Annotated in this window: 11 protein-coding genes and 1 pseudogene; 4 read left to right on the forward strand and 8 right to left on the reverse strand. The window is 32.8% G+C overall.

The window, feature by feature from the left end; all coding sequences use genetic code 11:
* Positions 1-95: 95 nt before the first annotated feature.
* From OZP12_RS09720 to OZP12_RS09730, 3 genes and pseudogenes are all read left to right on the forward strand, one after another.
* Positions 96-923: a toll/interleukin-1 receptor domain-containing protein gene (locus tag OZP12_RS09720; protein WP_281228891.1), complete on the forward strand. Its 828-nt coding sequence runs from the start codon at positions 96-98 to the stop codon at positions 921-923.
* Between the two features lie 651 nt (positions 924-1,574).
* Positions 1,575-2,806 (forward strand): annotated as a pseudogene (locus tag OZP12_RS09725) (IS3 family transposase).
* A gap of 233 nt (positions 2,807-3,039) precedes the next feature.
* Positions 3,040-3,690, forward strand: coding sequence for a M15 family metallopeptidase (locus OZP12_RS09730; RefSeq protein WP_281228893.1), 651 nt, complete (start codon positions 3,040-3,042; stop codon positions 3,688-3,690).
* 57 nt (positions 3,691-3,747) lie between these two features.
* Here the strand turns inward: OZP12_RS09730 and OZP12_RS09735 are convergent, their stop codons facing one another.
* From OZP12_RS09735 to tsaD, 8 genes are all read right to left on the reverse strand, one after another.
* Positions 3,748-4,314: a hypothetical protein gene (locus OZP12_RS09735; protein WP_281228894.1), complete on the reverse strand. Its 567-nt coding sequence runs from the start codon at positions 4,312-4,314 to the stop codon at positions 3,748-3,750.
* 245 nt (positions 4,315-4,559) lie between these two features.
* Positions 4,560-5,741 carry a THUMP-like domain-containing protein gene (locus OZP12_RS09740; protein ID WP_281228895.1) on the reverse strand — a complete coding sequence of 394 codons (1,182 nt, stop codon included), beginning with the start codon at positions 5,739-5,741 and terminating at the stop codon, positions 4,560-4,562.
* A gap of 1 nt (position 5,742) precedes the next feature.
* Positions 5,743-6,834 (reverse strand): AI-2E family transporter, encoded by a 1,092-nt coding sequence (locus tag OZP12_RS09745; RefSeq protein WP_281228896.1) that lies wholly within the window; start codon positions 6,832-6,834, stop codon positions 5,743-5,745.
* Positions 6,835-7,076: 242 nt separating this feature from the next.
* Positions 7,077-8,027 carry a zinc metalloprotease gene (locus tag OZP12_RS09750; protein WP_281228897.1) on the reverse strand — a complete coding sequence of 317 codons (951 nt, stop codon included), beginning with the start codon at positions 8,025-8,027 and terminating at the stop codon, positions 7,077-7,079.
* A 195-nt stretch (positions 8,028-8,222) separates the two neighbouring features.
* Positions 8,223-9,173 carry a zinc metalloprotease gene (locus OZP12_RS09755; protein WP_281228898.1) on the reverse strand — a complete coding sequence of 317 codons (951 nt, stop codon included), beginning with the start codon at positions 9,171-9,173 and terminating at the stop codon, positions 8,223-8,225.
* A 321-nt stretch (positions 9,174-9,494) separates the two neighbouring features.
* Complete coding sequence (locus OZP12_RS09760; protein WP_281228899.1) at positions 9,495-10,136, reverse strand: DUF4159 domain-containing protein; 642 nt, start codon at positions 10,134-10,136, stop codon at positions 9,495-9,497.
* 25 nt (positions 10,137-10,161) lie between these two features.
* The gene (locus OZP12_RS09765; protein ID WP_281228900.1) at positions 10,162-10,869 is read right to left on the reverse strand and encodes a 16S rRNA (uracil(1498)-N(3))-methyltransferase; all 708 of its coding nucleotides are present in this window, start codon (positions 10,867-10,869) and stop codon (positions 10,162-10,164) included.
* 2 nt (positions 10,870-10,871) lie between these two features.
* Positions 10,872-11,894 (reverse strand): tRNA (adenosine(37)-N6)-threonylcarbamoyltransferase complex transferase subunit TsaD, encoded by a 1,023-nt coding sequence (gene tsaD, locus OZP12_RS09770; protein ID WP_281228901.1) that lies wholly within the window; start codon positions 11,892-11,894, stop codon positions 10,872-10,874.
* A 268-nt stretch (positions 11,895-12,162) separates the two neighbouring features.
* On the opposite strand from tsaD, the gene OZP12_RS09775 reads away from it, so the two are divergent.
* Entirely contained in the window at positions 12,163-16,539 is a 4,377-nt protein-coding gene (locus OZP12_RS09775; RefSeq protein WP_281228902.1) for a translocation/assembly module TamB domain-containing protein, read from the forward strand.
* The last annotated feature ends 121 nt before the right edge of the window (positions 16,540-16,660 follow it).

Genomic DNA, 16,660 nt, shown 5'->3' on the forward strand with positions numbered 1-16,660 from the left:
TTCTTCGAATGAAGTTTAGTGCTAAAAATCCCGCCCTTCGGGTAGCTGCAAAACGTTATAAGCCATTTTAGGAAGACACAACAAACATTAAAATTATGGAATACAAATACGACATTGCATTATCATTCGCTGGTGAGGACAGAGAATACGTTGATAAAGTTGCCCAAATTCTTAAAGACAAAAATGTTCGTGTTTTTTACGACAAGTTTGAAGAGGTTGACTTGTGGGGTAAAGACTTGGGTATTCATTTTGACTATGTTTACAGGCGACAATCAAAGTATTTTGTTCCTTTTATTTCAGTTCACTACGAACAAAAGGTATGGACAAATTACGAAGTGAGAACTGCTATTGCTCGTGCCATAGAAAACAAAGAAGAATACATTTTGCCTGTCCGTTTTGACAAGACAGAACTTGACGGAATTCGTTCAACCCTTGGTTATCTTGACATAAGTAAAATGCCACCCGAAGAACTTGCTAATAAAATCCTTCAAAAACTAGGAAACGAAGCAAATGTTCCTGTTCCAGAAAAAGAAGAACCCAAAGGACAAGTGTATCTTTCTACTTACCTTCAAGTAAGTGAGTTTTACGGTATGACAGGTATAATGATTGGTGTTACGGTTACAAACACTGTAAAAGATTACAGATACTTTGGCCCGCCTTACTTCAAAATCAGTCAGCCACTTCACGGGACAGCAGACACATTTCAATTAATGGACGCAGTCACGCCAGTTAGCTTTCCTAAACGAATGGAGTATGGAGAACAATATCAAATAATGTATAATCTCAAACAAGGCTTCCTTGACCAAATGAAAGGTTTTGTCGGACAAGAAGTTACTCTAACAGCATTTGTGGGGACAACTGTTGGAGAAAAATTCAGTTCAAATCCAATGAACATTGACGACTTATTTAAGTTCAAAAATTAGAATGACAAAAGCAATGACGACAGAAATAAAAACGGCTTATAACACGGGTTTTGCGTCAGGCAGGCTGACGTGCAAACTTGAAGTTTTGTGCTTCTAATAAACTTTAGTAATAAATTGAAGCCTTGTGCTCCGAAACTCGCCCGCACGCAAAGCCCGAAAACGTTGGTGGCAAGTTTAACGAAAATTGTAAATAAACAAAATATATTATGGGACATAAATTCGTGATCATAATCAATAAAAAACTTACATTAAAAGCTAAATTAGTGTTAATATTCGTTGTTATTTTGTTATTTTCTTTATTAGTTAGTTATGTTTTTATTTCATCATTTGATAAAGGATTGGAAAGAAAATTAATTGACAAAAATGAAAGAAAATAGATACTACTTTGAGAGTAAATCTAACGGATGGAGGAGCTGAGGGATTAAGTTGTCATACTTATGATTTAGAGCGAGAAGAGAGTTTTGAAACATTTACACCGACTGTAGGCTCAGACTTTCTTAATGGGTATAAGAATACAGTTTGTGATTGGGATAAGATACCTCAATCTGTTTTAAAACCTAATCAACCTATTATAAAAAAGAGGACAAAAAGCTTTTGGACATGCTAATTTAGCCATCACAGAAAGTTAAGAAATAATCTTAATTTTAACCTATGAAACAAGTCCGCAAAGTTTACGACAAAGCTTTTAAAGAGAAAGCAGTGCAATTGAGTTATGAGAGAACAAACCTATCTGAATTCGCCAGAGAATTAGGAGTAACAGCCCCACAATTGTATAAATGGCGTAAAGAGTTCGAAGAATTTGGAGAAGGAAGTTTTCCAGGTAAAGGGAATTTAAAACTAACACCCGAACAAGAAAAAATCTATGAACTTGAGAAAAGACTCAAAGATGCCGAGTTGGAGCGTGATATATTAAAAAAAGCAATCGGCATTTTTTCCAAGAGCGGTCGATGATTTATAGTTTCATTAAAAACAATGAACAAGTATTTCCGATTGAAAAAATGTGCAAAGTTCTAAAAGTGAACAGTGGAAGCTATTACCGATGGAAAAAACAAATAATTAGTGCACGATTACAACGAAAAATTGCCACAAAAGAAGAAATAACATCGGTATATTTTAAATCCAAGCAACGCTACGGAAGTCCCAGAATAACATTAGAGCTTCAGAGTTTAGGCTATAAAATTTCAAGGATTACCGTCTCAAAATATATGAAAGAATTGGGCTTGCGAAGCAAATTAAGCAAGAAATTCAAGGTAACAACCAATTCTAATCATAATTATTTAGTCGTTGAAAATGTATTAAACAGGGAGTTTACCGTGAATATGCCTTCAAAAGTTGGGGTGTCTGACATTACATATATCCAGACCAAAGAAGGATTTGTATATCTGACCACTATTATGGATTTGTACGATAGAAAAATTATAGGTTGGAGTTTAAGCGATGGAATGAGTACAGATGACCCGAGCGATAGCGAACAGACGAAGCAAACCACACTTGGAGCTTGGAAAATGGCTGTTAAAAATCGAAATATTGAGCAAGATTTAATTTTCCATTGCTTCGCCAGTTCGAGCATAGCTCTCGTGTCTGACAGAGGTATTCAATATGCCAGCAAAAAGTTTGTAAATGTTCTTGAATCCTATAAAAAAATAACCCGAAGTATGAGTCGAAAAGGAAATTGTTGGGATAATGCGGTAGCGGATAGCTTCTTTAAATCCTTAAAAACTGAATTGATTTATGGAAACAAACTCATTTCTAAAGAACAAATGAAACTGGAAGTCTTTGAATATATTGAGATTTGGTACAACAGAAAAAGAAGACATTCAGCTTTGAATTATGCAACTATTGAAGAATTTAACAATCAAATTAATTATAAAAATGTAGTTTAACTTAATGTACAGTTTTTGTTAGCATATCCACAGATCATGTTAATTTGATTTGATATAATGAAATCAAATGCTTTTATTTTTAAACGGTAGTTAGCTCGCTTAAAATATGGAAATCTTCCAGTAAAAGGTTCGAATTTTGTACCAAGGAGTTCACAAAGATCCCCTCAATCGAGGGGATTTTTTGTTTTTGGTCGCTTTTTAAAATTTCTTATTTTTATGAAAATTTATTCGCCATGACTGCATCCCTCAAATCTTTTTTAATTGCCTTTTTATTTCTAATTCAATTCAATTGTTTTTCGCAATCTACAGCTTCAAATACTTTAGGGGTTGAAGTCAACGACACAACTTTTGTTAATTTAAAAAACTATAGTCAGGATTTTGTTTATGATATGAAATATGCGACTGATGACAATTTTTTGAAATCCAAAGTGTATGATTGCGCCGAATGTTATTTGCGTTACAAAACGATAAAAGCATTGATTTCGGCCAATCAGCGATTTATGAAGAAAGGATTTAAAATCAAGATTTTCGATTGTTACCGACCCTTAGATATTCAAAAAAAGATGTGGGCAATAGTTCCAAATCCAGAGTATGTTGCTGACCCGCGTAAAGGCTCCATCCATAATAGAGGAGGAGCTGTAGATATTACGTTGGTTGATTTTAACGGAAAAGAACTGGATATGGGAACTAAATTTGATTTTTTTGGCAAAGAAGCGAGCCATGATTATGAAGGATTCTCAAAAGAAATTTTAAGCAACAGAAAGCTTTTGAAAAAGATTATGATCAAAGAACATTTTAATTCTTTTGATTCCGAATGGTGGCATTACAATTTGAAAGCGGGTTTGAATGATACTGTTTCCAATTTTAAATGGGAATGTAAATGAAAAAGACCCGATAGGTTTTTAAATCTGCCGGGTCTAAATTTTAATAAATTGTTGTTTCTACTCCACACAACGTAAGTTTTCCATAAAATAAGTCTCTGGATAATATGTTTTTCCGTCTAGTTCTGCGGTAAATTCTTTTCTGATAATAACGTCTTCAACATCTGTCAGGTATTTGATTCGCATCAAGGAAACAGGAGATTTTTTCAGCTCTTCATAGTTGTCTTTCAGAAACATAAAAATACCTGATTTTACTCTATTGTCAAAACCATTTGCATCTCGAACCATACTTCCACAATTTTCCTGATTTATATGAGTAAGGGTAACTACTTTACCATTTTGAAGTTGTAAATAAATTTTGGAATCTTTATCAAAACAATTAGCAACCATAAAGTCTTTGCTCTTTTGTATCAATTGTACTGTAAGCGTAGGCACTCCGTCTGTTAATGCCAAAGAATAGAAAATATAACTGGAATTCCCGGCAAACACTTTTTCACTTACTAAATATTCTTTGGTGGATTTATAAGTTCCAAGGGAATCGGTTACGTTTGTTGCGTATTCACAAGGTTTTTGAGCAAAAAGAGAGAAACTTAAAAGTAATAATGTTGTAATAAGTAAGTGTTTCATATATGTAAAAGTTATTTGTCATTTATGGTATGCTTCGCCAATTCGCTACCCCTCGGGGCGCCTTTTATTTATTGGTGTTTATCTCACTAAAATTTATTTCCATCGGTGTTCGATGATTATTCAATTGTTTTTAAAAAACTGTTGTTAATGGCGATTTCATTTATGTAAAATTTGTTTAATCGGTATAAAAATCTGCTTAGCGGGTCTATTTAATTGCAAAAAATGATTGTTACGACGATTTTATTCTATTTAATTTTGGTGCAAATTAAGACAATTTTGGTGTTATTTTCATCAGTTGTAAAAAAACAATATAAATCACCACCTTCTTTAATTTTCCATTTTTTTCGGATGCTTTCAACCGAATCAGAAAAGTTTCTAGTTGTGACATTGGCTTTCTGATTTTCCAAATGTTGCTTCATCGTACTTTTGTTGTAAGCAAATGAATTTTTAATTTCAAAAACCCTTCCCGGAAAGCTTTTATTTTCAGTTGAAGTGTATAAATGTGAATGTTTGTGCAGTTTATTCAATTCATAGGAAACACCAACCTGGTCAAAACCTCCCGATTTCATTATGGAACTATTGGGTTCGTATAAATATTTTTGAGGCAAACTAAATGATGGTTGCTCGTGAATTTCATTTAGAATAAAATCAAATGTTTCTTGCTTTTCTTTTAAAACATTTACGGTTTTGATTGAGATGTTTCCTTCGTAATTTTTATTTAATTCCCAAAGCAGTTCTTTTACTTCGTTATCTACAGCGACGATATGAATGGATTTGATATGTTTTAATTCACTGATGCCAGCAGTAATGTCTAGTATTGGAGCTGTTTTTATTAGAATAGAATCGGATTTTTGAAAATAAAAATCTAAATTTTCTGGAACATTGGGCAAACAATCCTTTAGCATAAAAACTTTGCCCTTAGCATCGTTTCTTCTGGAAGGATCTATGTAAATCCAATCCCATTTAGTATCTGTTTTTGATAAGGTTTCAAAACTGTCTCCCGCATAACAAGTAATATTGTCACAATTTAATTGCTTACAATTGTGTTCTACGATTTGGGATAATTCAGCGTTGATTTCGCAATGGGCAACGTTTTTTATTCTTTTCGAAAAATAGTAATCATCAATGCCAAATCCGCCGGTTAAGTCGATTAAATTGTCGCCGGAAACAAGTGTGCTTTTGTACAAAGCTGTTCTTTCGGAAGAAGTTTGTTCTACAGAAATTTTGCTTGGATAAATGATGTTTTGAGTAGAAAACCAGGTTGGCAGTTTTTCTTTTGCCTTTGATTTTGCTGCAATTTGGTTTAAAACAGAAATCCATTCCACGTTAGGAAAAGGATTTTTTTGAAGTGCCAACTTTGAAACAGGAGCTCCAATATTTGAATTAATAAATTCTTGAATTTTAGAATCTAAAAGGTCTAGGTTCAATTTATATGTTTTTTGTTATTTGTTGAATAAATTTATTTTCAGGGAAAAATTCTTTGCAGATTACTTTTATGATAGTGTATAAAGGTACTGCAATAATCATTCCCATAATGCCAAACAAGAATCCGGCAATCAATATAATCAGAAAAATTTCTAATGGGTGCGAACTGACACTTTTTGAAAAAATGATTGGCTGCGAAAGATTATTGTCTATTAATTGCACAATCCAAAACCCGATTAAGACATAAATAGTCGTTGGTAAAATTTCCGATTGAAAGTCGGAACCCAAATTGCTCAGCATTGTTAAAACTGCTGCCAGAATTGAAGCAATCAAAGGTCCCAAATACGGAATAATATTTAGTACGGCGCATAAAAAAGCAATTACAAAAGTATTTGGGATGCCAAAAATAAACAAAACTATAGTGTACAATATAAAAACAATGAAAAGTTGAATGAGCAAACCTATAAAATATCGTGAAAGCAATACGTTTATTTTTTCGACGGAATTTAAAATTTTGCTTTCATGATTGTCTGGAATTAGCAGTTTTGCCAGATTCAAAAATATGGTTTTGTCTTTGAGAAAGAAAAAGGTAATGAACAGCACAGAGCCAAGTCCCATTCCAAAGTTACTAATTGTGCCTACAACAGAATTTAGAAAGTTTGGGATTATATTGAAACTGACTATCGACTTAAAGTTTTCGGGATTAAAAATAGCTTCCGAATCTATACGGTGCAGTTCCATGAAGGCATTTAGTTGCTTTATAAGTTCTAAGCTGTTTTTTTCAATTTCAGTTGTATTTAAAAGTGATAAATTTTGTCCTTGAGATATAATTAACGGGATGAACATCATTATGAATCCCAATATAATTAGAAGATAAATGAACAAAACCGCAATAGTTGCCATTGTATGTTTGAATTTTAATCTTTTTTTGAAAAAATCCAAAAAGGGCAGGCCTATTAAAGTCAGTACTAGAGAAACCAACAGATAAATTAGCACGTTTTGAATTTGGTACAAAAAATAAAGTAGCAAAGCAGCTAATAGTAAAGCACCTACCGCTTTTAAAATTCCACTTGCAATAATTTTGGATGTTATCATGTAGTTTTATTTTGATATAAATATAAGACCCTGTTTAAATTTCATCTAATTATTTTGTTATATTTCTTTTTGGCTACAAATTCGTTAAATTTTTCAAGATAACCCTAACTATTTTTGCAAAATTTGCCTCTTTTCGCTCAAAAATAAACTATAACAAATCTAAAATATAAAACTTAAACAAGCTCTAAAAAAAAACTCGCTAACAGGTAGCGAGTTTAAAATTATAAGTTTTAGTATTATATTTATTGAGCAAATGCATATCTCGCTCCGCCTGCAACAAATATCGCCTGTATTCTTGATTTTTGACCAGCGGTAAACATATACATTCCTCTGTCATCAGTATAGTCCATATAGTTCATAGTCATTTCGTTATGGGTAGGTAAACACAGACTAACATAGGGATAGGTTGGTACACCATAATTTGCGGTTTTGTGTACAGGAGTGTCGTTTACTAAGTCGTTACCACAAGAAGAATCGCCCCAAATATGACGCAAATTCATCCAGTGACCTATTTCGTGGGTTGCAGTTCGTCCTAGATTGTAGGGGTAACTATCACTTGCGGAAAGGCCAAAATATTTTGAATCGATTACGACTCCATCAGTGGCGAGTGAGCCACCTGGAAATTGGGCGTATCCCAAAATTCCATTTCCAATTTTGCAGGCCCAAATATTCAATGTTGTGCTTGGGCTAGTAGGGTCAATACCTCCTTTTTTGGAACTTTTCATGGCATCTCTTGTTCCCCATGAAGTTTTTGTAGTTGATTTTCTGTTGATTTTTACTAATTCAAATGTAATTCCAATGTTTGCAGCTACGGGAGCAAACTCAGTGGGGGTATTCGAAAAATCAGTGTTTGTTGCTGTGAAATCTTTGTTTAACACATCGATTTGGGATTGTATTTGTGCATCTGAAATATTTTCTGCTGCAGTCCTCCACAACACATTAACAACCACCGGAATTACTATTTTTCCATTCACTAAACGTTTAGTCAATAAAGCATTTTGAGTAAAAGCTTCTATTTGGTTCATTCTAATGGCTAATGTTGGGTCTGCTTTTAGTTGTTCTTCCAAAACTTCCTGCGTCGCACAATTACGTTGAACAATTGCTTCTGTTGGTGAAGCAGCAGAATTTTGATCATCATTTTGACATGAAAAAAGCATTATTAATGCTGCCAGGGGTAAAAATATTTTTTTCATAATTTGCTTGATTATCAGTTAATTGTATGCAATTTACAATTATTTAATGTTAAAATGTAAATAATAATTGTTTTTTATTGCAGCATATTTCATGATTTAATTTGAGTGCTTTTTGAAGTATTAAGAAAAATTGAAGCATAAAAAAACTCGCTATGAACTCGCGAGTTTTTGGCAGCATTATTAATATCAAATCAGTTATTGACCAAAAGCTGCTCTTGCTCCCCCAGAAACAAATAATGCGCTCATTCTTGATTTTTGTCCATTGGTGAACATATACATTGCTCCATCGTCAGTGTAATCCATATAATTCATGGTCATTTCATTATGAGCAGGAAGACAGGCGCTTACGAATGGATAAGCAGGCGTTCCAAAATTTGAAGCTTTGGCAACCGGAGTGTCAGCCACTAAATCGTCTCCACATGATGCATCACCCCAGATATGTCTAAGGTTCATCCAGTGACCTACTTCATGACTGGCAGTTCTTCCCAAATTGAAAGGAGCATTCGCAGATCCGGATAGTCCAAAATATTTTGAATCGATAACCACTCCGTCAGTAGCTGATGCACCGCCTGGGAATTGGGCATATCCTAAAATTCCGCCTCCAATGGTACAAACCCATAAGTTAAGGTTAGTGGTTGGTGATGTAGGATCAAGTCCTCCTTGTTTGGTTTTTTTCATGGCATCTTTTGTGCCCCATGAAGTTTTTGTAGTTGATTTTCGATTGATTTTTGCTAACTCAAATGTGATTCCAATATTTGCGGCAACAGTAGCAAATTCTGCTGGAATTTTTGAAAAATCAGTGTTTGTAGCAGTGTAGTCTTTGTTCAATACATCAATTTGAGATTGAATTTGCGCATCCGAAATATTTTCTGAAGCAGTTCTGTACAACACATTTACTACTACAGGGATTACTACTTTGCCATTTACTAAACGTTTGGTTAATAAAGCGTTTTGAGTGAAAGCTTCAATTTGATTCATTCTAATGGCTAAAGTTGGATCGGCTTTTAATTGCTCTTCAAGAACTTCTTGTGTAGCACATTTTCTTTGTGTAACAGCATTAGTTAAATCGTTTGTAGAATCACCTTGTTCGTTTTGACAAGAAAACAGCATCAGTGCAATTGCAGCTGATAAAATTAATTTTTTCATTTGGTAGTGGTTTTTGTTATAAAAATATTTATTTGGTTAATTATTTTGCAATTTTATAACAAAATTAACTAAATAGCAATTTTTATTAACAAATATTTTTACCGATTTTTAAAAAAGATTGATTTTATTGACTTTGTATACAGTAATTTAGGTGAATTTACGTAGTTAAAATCTTAATAATTATTAAAAAATAAGTGGATTTGATTAAAAACCAATTGTTTTTGAAGTTGTTTTATTTATCTAAAAAAATAGGAGACAGTATAATTCGTTCGCAGTAAATTGAAAATTACTGTATTATGAGATATTTTATTGCTGATAAAATTAATTTGTAAAGATATAATTCAGAATATTAGCACCCATTTTTAGGGCTTTTTCCCTAACTTCTAAAGGATCATTATGGACTTCAGCATCTTCCCAGCCATCACCAAGGTCGCATTCGTAAGTATAAAGCAAAACCAATTTATTTTCGATAAATATTCCAAATGCCTGTGGTCTTTTTCCATCGTGTTCATGGATTTTAGGTAAGCCATTAGGGAAAGCAAAAGGTTTTTGAAATATTGGGTGGTTAGAAGGAATTTCGACTAAATCATTATCTGGAAATAGTTTTTTGATTTCTTTACGAATGTATTGATCCATACCATAATTGTCATCAATATGAAGGAAGCCTCCTCCTAAGAGATATTTTCTTAGGTTCGCTGCGTCACTTTCACTAAAAACCACGTTTCCGTGACCCGTCATGTGTACAAATGGATAGGAAAAAAGATCAGGACTACCAGGTTCTACAGTTCTTGGTTTTGGGTTTATTCTTGTGTTTATATTGGTATTGCAGTATTTTATCAAATTAGGTAATGAAGTTGGATTTGCATACCAGTCACCACCGCCACTGTATTTCAACAAAGCAATTTCTTGTGAAAAACAGTTTATCGAAAAGAAAAATAAAAGGAATAATACCGCTTTTTGCATAGATTGTAGAATTGAGCTTTAAAATCTAATCTTCGTTAGTAAACACAACACTGTGACAAGCAACAACAGCGGCAGTTTCTGTTCGCAATCTAGTTTCGCCCAAAGAAACAGGAATGAAATTATTTTCTAATGCCAATTCGATTTCTTTGCTTGAAAAATCACCTTCAGGACCAATCAAAATCGTGTAATCTGTTTTGGGTTGAAGTATTGATTTTAAAGACTTTTTATTTGTTTCTTCACAATGTGCTATTAGTTTTTGTCCTGATTTTTCATTTTTTATAAATTCTTTCAACGAAATGGCGGGATTCAATTTAGGGAGAAACACCTGATTGCATTGCTTCATTGCCGAAAGAATAATTTTTTCAAATCTTTCGGTATTTATTACTTTTCGTTCAGAACGGTCACAAATAATTGGAGTTATTTCATGGATCCCAATTTCGGTGGCTTTTTCAAGAAACCATTCGTAACGGTCATTCATTTTGGTTGGTGCTACCGCCAAATGTAGTTTTTGTTTTGGTGCTTCAGCTTTTTCAATTTCCAAAATTCGAACGGAACATTTACTGTCAGAAGCTAAAGTGATTTCCGTTTTAAACAAAAGACCAGAGCCGTTGGTTACAAATAGAATGTCGCTATCTTTTTTGCGCAAAACTTTAACAATATGCTTACTTTCTTCTTTATCAAAAGAAAAGCTTTCGGTTGTTTTGTCTATTGAAGGGTTATAAAATAACTGCATAATTAAAATTCAATTCTGGCTTTAGAAACAACTTCAGCAGTTTCAAATCGTTGTGCTAAAAATTTTTGATATCCTACAATTCCAATCATGGCAGCGTTGTCAGTGGTATATTCAAATTTTGGAATATATGTTTTCCAGCCGTATTTGGTTTCTGTTTCTTTCAGTGTATTTCGAATTCCTGAATTGGCCGAAACTCCACCACCAATTGCAACCTGATTGATTCCGGTTTCTTTTACTGCAATTTTAATTTTGTCCATTAAAATTTCGATAATGGTATTTTGAATCGATGCACAGATATCGTTAATGTTTTCTTCAATGAATCCAGGATCTTCAGCTTTTTTCTTTTGAATAAAATATAAAATAGCGGTTTTTAATCCGGAGAAACTGAAATCCAATCCTGGAACTTTTGGCTTTGTAAAAGGAAATGCTTTTGGATTACCCAATTGTGCATATTTGTCAACCAAAGGACCTCCGGGATAAGGAAGACCAAGGATTTTGGCACTTTTATCAAAAGCTTCGCCAACGGCATCGTCTGTAGTTTCACCGATAATTGTTAAATCAAAAAAGTCGTCAACACGGACAATTTGGGTATGCCCTCCACTTATGGTTAATGCCAAAAAAGGAAAGGTAGGTTTGCTATAACCTTCTTCGTCTATAAAATGAGCCAAAATGTGGGCGTGCATGTGATTAACCGCGATAAGGGGGATTCCCAATGCCAGTGCCATTGATTTTGCAAAAGAACTTCCCACTAATAAAGAGCCCATAAGTCCGGGACCTTGTGTAAAAGCAATTGCCGATAATTGTTCTTTGTTAATATTAGCTTTTTTTAATGCAGCTTCGATTACCGGAACTATGTTTTGTTGATGTGCGCGAGAAGCAAGTTCAGGTACTACACCACCGTATTGGTTATGAATTTGTTGATTGGCTACAACATTTGAGAGCACTTTGTCGTTACATAATACTGCTGCGGCAGTATCATCACAAGAACTTTCTATAGCCAGTATATAAACATTTGGAATTTGCATATAAACAGATGAATTTTGTAGTATATTTGATGGATTGCTTTAAAAATAGTAATTTTACAGCTGTGCCAAAATTAAAGATTTTTTAGTTAAAGATCTGTTATTTCTAAAGGCAAATTATTTATTTGTACTAAAAAACAAAAAATCTATTCTCATCAAAAAGGTTAAAAAAATAGTATTCCGTACTCTCCTTGGACTAATATTATTATTGTTGGTACTATTTATTGCGCTTACTTTACCGGTTGTTCAGACTAAAATAGCGCAGCATTTTATGAAGAGCATCAATGAGGATTATGGACTCAATATGAGCATTGATGAAGTACAGCTTACACTTTTTGGAGGAGTTAAACTTAAAAAAGTATTGATTATTGACCACCATAAAGACACTTTGATTTATGTAAAAAGATTGAATACGTCTTTTTTGGGTGCCAAAAAGATTTTGGATGGTGATTTGATTTTTGGTGATTTGGCAATGGATGGTGTTCTTTTTAATATGAAAACGTATAAAAACGAAAAGAAAACCAATCTTGATTACTTTGTGGATGCTTTTGGTACAAGCAAAACACCTTCAAAAAAACACTTCTTATTAACTGCGACGTCTATTGATTTGTCAAACGGGCGATATGTTTTGACTGATGAAAACCATGAAACAAAAAAATCTGTTGATTTTACCAAATTAAATTTATCGGTTACCAATTTCAAGGTTTATGGACCTGAAGTGTATGCTAATATTCAAAAAATGTCTTTTTTGGATCATAGAGGACTTTTTGTGAAAAATCTGAAGGGAAATTATAGTTTCACTCAGCGACATATGATATTGGACAAAATGGAAATTGAAACCAAAGAGTCCAGTATAAAAGGGTATGCCGCATTGAATTATGAAATTGATGATTTCGCTGATTTTGTAAATAAAGTAGAGTTTGACTTTAAGTTGAAACAATCAAAAATTGCTTCTAATGATGTTCGGAGTTTTTATAATGAATTAGGAAAGAATCAATATTTTAAAATTAGATCACACATTACCGGACCTTTAAATAATTTAAAACTTCTTGATTTATATTTAAAAGATAATAAGGGTACAAAAATTGCTGGTTTCATAAATTTTAAAAATCTTTTAGGAGATAAGGATCAAGAATTCTATATGAATGGAAAGTTTGATCAACTGAACTCAAATTATGAAGATTTAGTAGGCATACTGCCAAATGTTTTAGGGAAAAAATTACCTGTAGTTTTAAAGAAATTTGGAAACGTTTCATTGGTTGGAAATACCCAAGTCACTACAACTTCTATCCATGCGAATTTGGCGGCTAACACAGCTTTAGGAGCTGTGAATTCGAAATTTATCATTAATAATATGGATCAAAGCGACAAGGCTGCCTATACGGGTTATGTTGTTTTGAATGGTTTTAATATTGGTAATTTGTTGGATAATAAAGATTTGTCAAAAATAAGTTTGAATATTGACGTTGATGGCCACGGTTTTTCAGAAAAATATTTGGATACCTCGTTAAAAGGAATGGTATCAAGCGTTGCTTATAATGGCTATAATTATAAGAATGTTGCAGTAAATGGGAATTTCAAATTACCTATTTATAAAGGATCAATTATTGTAGATGATCCAAATTTGAAAATGAATTTTGATGGATTGGTTGATTTAAGTAAAAAAGAAAGCCAATACGATTTCAAAATTAAAATTGACAAAGCTGAGTTGAACAAATTGAATTTTGTAAAAGATAGTGTAGCCAAATTTAATGGAGATATCGTAGTCAATTGCCTGGGAAATACTTTGGATGATATGCATGGAAATATTTTCGTGCAGACTGCAACTTATACCAACCCTAAAAACACTTATCAATTCAATGATTTTGACTTAAATTCAAGCTTCGATGATAAAAGGGTTCGAACTATAGAAATCACAGCTCCGGATATTACTCATGGTACGATTGTAGGGAAGTATAAGTTTTCCCAATTGAAAGGATTGGTTTCAAATTCGTTGGGTAGCCTTTATACCAATTATAGGCCTATACCTGTAAAAAAAGGTCAATTCTTGAAATTCAATTTTGAAGTATATAATAAGATAGTCGAACTGTTTTTTCCTGATATAACGTTAAGTGAAAATACTGTAGTAAAAGGAAATATCAATTCGGATAACAATGAATTTAAATTCAATTTTAATTCACCAAATATAAAAGCGGCTGATAATTCTTTTGACAATATCAGGATTTCAATTGATAATAAAAACCCATTGTATAATGCCTATATTGAGTTGGATAGTATTAAAACTAAAATGTATAAAATACGTGATTTTAGTTTGATCAATGTTACTTCCAAAGATACTTTGTTTTTTAGAACCGAGTTTAAAGGTGGTTCAAAAGGAAATGATTATTTTAATCTGGATTTATACCATACCATTAATAAAGACAATAAAAATGTTATAGGGTTCAGTAAATCCGAAATTAAACTAAAAAATAGTCTCTGGTTCCTGAATGAATTGAATAAACCGAATAACCGTTTGATTTTTGATAAGAAGTTGACAGAATTTAAACTGGATGATTTTATACTTACCAATAAAGAGCAGGAGGTAAAACTTGATGGTGAGTTCAAAGGAGATTACTACAAAGATTTCAATGTAGAGTTCAAAAATTTTGACATCAATGCATTGACATCTGCTCAGCAAAGTTTTGATGTCCACGGAAATTTAAGTGGTAAAGTTAATTACAATCAGAACAAGCAAGTTTATAAGCCTACAGCTTCTTTGCGAATTGACAGTTTGAAGGTTAATAAATACGATTTGGGAGTTTTAAATTTTGATATAACAGGTGATGAAACTTTCAAAAAATTCACCTTGTATTCTACGATTGAAAATAAAGATGTGGAATCTTTTAGTGCCGATGGAGGTTTTGAGATAGTAAACAAAGAAACAGTATTTGATTTAAATTTAAAATTTGACCGATTCAATTTAGCAACCTTAAGTTCGTTGGGAGGTGATGTTATCTCCAATATAAGAGGTTTGGTATCTGGAAATGCATCGATTGGCGGAACTTTGAAAAAACCCGACATCAATGGTCGTCTTTATGTAAATGGTGGAGGTTTATCAATACCTTATTTAGGAGTTGATTATGCTTTGAAAGATAAAACGATTGTCGATCTAACGGACGAAAAATTCCTTTTTAGAAATAACACTTTGATAGATTCGAAATACAATACCACGGGAATTTTGAATGGAGTGGTGGAGCATAAGAATTTTTCGGATTGGAAATTGGATTTAGGTATCAGTTCCAAAAGGCTTCTTGTGCTGGATACAAAAGACAGTGAAGATGCAGCTTATTTTGGGACAGCATTCATTAATGGAAATGCCTCAATTAAAGGGCCAACTGATAATTTGTTTATTAAAGTAGATGCAAAATCCGAAAAAGGATCAGATTTAAAAATACCAATAAACAGTGCAGAAAGTGTTAGCGAGAATAGTTTTATTCATTTTATCACTCCGAAAGAAAAATTCAATCTGCAAAAAGGGATAGTTAATAAAGCGAAGAACTATAACGGACTTGAATTAGAGTTTGATCTTGAAATCACGCCAAACGCAACTGTTGAAGTTATTTTGGATAGGAATTCAGGACATGGAATGAAAGGGCGTGGAAATGGAACACTTTTGTTTAAAATCAATACGCTTGGTGTTTTCAATATGTGGGGGGATTTCTTGCCTTATGATGGAACCTATAATTTTAAATACGGCGGATTAATCGATAAGAAATTTAAAGTTAAAAAAGGCGGTTCTATTATTTGGGAAGGAGATCCAATGAGAGCCCAATTGAATTTGGAAGCTGTATATAAAACTTCTGCAAATCCTGCATTATTATTAGAAAATTCTAATGTTAACAAGAAAGTTGATGTTGAAGTGGTAATTGGTATACGAGGTGATTTGGCACGGCCAGAACCAGATTTCATGATTAATTTCCCTACTATTACAAGTGTTTTGGAATCAGAGCTTCAAACTGAATTGGCGGATAAAGATGTAAGACAAACACAAGCTTTGTATTTATTGTCAACAGGAAGTTTTTTAGGTAAAGATGGATCTAGTCAGGCTGTGGCTTCGAGTATGTATGAAACTGCATCCAGTATGCTGGGTAATATTGTTCAGTCAAATAACGAAAAATTTGAGATGAATTTTAATGTAGTTTCACCTGATAACAGACCAAGTACCCAAACTGATGGTAGAGTAGAAGCTATTGTTTCGTCAAAAGTAAATGAAAGGATTACTATTAATGGTAAAATTGGTGTTCCATTTGGCGGAGTCAATGAATCGGCGATCGTTGGAGCAGTAGATATCAAATATAGAGTAAATGATGACGGAACATTTAATTTTCATGTTTTCAATAAAGAAAATGATATAAATTATATTGGTCAGGATATTGGTTATACACAAGGCGCCGGTATTACTTACGAGGTGGATTTTGATAGTTTTACGGAGTTGGTCAATAAAATGTTTAAAAACAATAAATTAACACCTGTAAAAACTTCTAAAAAGAAAGTTGATAATTCAGACTCTAATCTGAATCCTGATTTTATAAATTTCACGAAACCCAAAGAGCCTGTTAAGGAAAAACCTAAAGTAAATCAGGATGCAGTACTTCCTGAAGATGATTAATTGTTTAAATTGATTTAGGTGTTTTTGTGTGATTTAGATTTTAAAAAATAATATCCCCAATTATTTTTTTGAAAACGTTATCGTTTTGATGTTTTAATATTTTTTTTTAGTTTTCTATTTT

The organism is Flavobacterium aquiphilum, assembly GCF_027111335.1.
GTDB classification, from domain to species: Bacteria; Bacteroidota; Bacteroidia; order Flavobacteriales; family Flavobacteriaceae; genus Flavobacterium; species Flavobacterium aquiphilum.

Excerpts from the sequence above, each read along its gene's own strand:
- OZP12_RS09720 (WP_281228891.1), top strand. The coding sequence starts at position 96 with ATGGAATACAAATACGACATTGCATTATCATTCGCTGGTGAGGACAGA.
- OZP12_RS09730 (WP_281228893.1), top strand. The coding sequence starts at position 3,040 with ATGACTGCATCCCTCAAATCTTTTTTAATTGCCTTTTTATTTCTAATT.
- OZP12_RS09735 (WP_281228894.1), bottom strand. The coding sequence starts at position 4,314 with ATGAAACACTTACTTATTACAACATTATTACTTTTAAGTTTCTCTCTT.
- OZP12_RS09745 (WP_281228896.1), bottom strand. The coding sequence starts at position 6,834 with ATGATAACATCCAAAATTATTGCAAGTGGAATTTTAAAAGCGGTAGGT.
- OZP12_RS09750 (WP_281228897.1), bottom strand. The coding sequence starts at position 8,027 with ATGAAAAAAATATTTTTACCCCTGGCAGCATTAATAATGCTTTTTTCA.
- OZP12_RS09755 (WP_281228898.1), bottom strand. The coding sequence starts at position 9,173 with ATGAAAAAATTAATTTTATCAGCTGCAATTGCACTGATGCTGTTTTCT.
- OZP12_RS09760 (WP_281228899.1), bottom strand. The coding sequence starts at position 10,136 with ATGCAAAAAGCGGTATTATTCCTTTTATTTTTCTTTTCGATAAACTGT.
- OZP12_RS09765 (WP_281228900.1), bottom strand. The coding sequence starts at position 10,869 with ATGCAGTTATTTTATAACCCTTCAATAGACAAAACAACCGAAAGCTTT.
- tsaD (WP_281228901.1), bottom strand. The coding sequence starts at position 11,894 with ATGCAAATTCCAAATGTTTATATACTGGCTATAGAAAGTTCTTGTGAT.
- OZP12_RS09775 (WP_281228902.1), top strand. The coding sequence starts at position 12,163 with ATGAAGAGCATCAATGAGGATTATGGACTCAATATGAGCATTGATGAA.